At 52.9% G+C, this 510-nt stretch carries 2 protein-coding genes; one reads left to right on the forward strand and one right to left on the reverse strand.

From position 1 onward, the window contains the following. The coding region (locus RF647_RS19295; RefSeq protein WP_368813143.1) for a transporter associated domain-containing protein at positions 1-309 on the forward strand (309 nt) is incomplete at its 5' end. A 51-nt stretch (positions 310-360) separates the two neighbouring features. Here the strand turns inward: RF647_RS19295 and grpE are convergent. Beyond that, positions 361-510 carry a nucleotide exchange factor GrpE gene (grpE, locus tag RF647_RS19300; RefSeq protein WP_368813144.1) on the reverse strand — a complete coding sequence of 50 codons (150 nt, stop codon included), beginning with the start codon at positions 508-510 and terminating at the stop codon, positions 361-363.

Genomic DNA, 510 nt, shown 5'->3' on the forward strand with positions numbered 1-510 from the left:
GGCGACTTTACCACATCCATGTCACCTTCCCTTGCCGAAGAAGTCACCCCACAAAATGACGGCTCGGTGCTGATCGACGGCAGTGCAAACATCCGTGAACTGAATAAAGCGTTCAACTGGCATTTACCGGAAGATGAAGCGCGCACCGTAAATGGAATGATTCTGGAAGCGCTGGAAGAGATCCCGGCAGCAGGAACGCGTGTGCGTATTGAACAGTATGATATTGATATCCTGGACGTGCAGGACAATATGATTAAGCAGGTGAAAGTCCTGCCCGTTAAGCCTCTACGCGAAAGTATTGCCGAATAAAATGTAGGCCGGGTAAGGCGAACGCCGCCACCCGGCACTACAGGCAGCACGTTACGCTTTCGCTTTCGCCACGGTCACCATTGCCGCGCGAATGGTACGGCCGTTCAGGGTATAACCTTTCTGCATCACACCCAACACCTTACCGGCTTCAATCTCTTCAGATTCCACCATGGCGATCGCCTGGTGTACGTTCGGATCCAG

Origin of the sequence: Kocuria sp. CPCC 205263 (assembly GCF_040981075.1) — a bacterium.
Lineage (GTDB): Bacteria > Actinomycetota > Actinomycetes > Actinomycetales > Micrococcaceae > Kocuria > Kocuria rosea.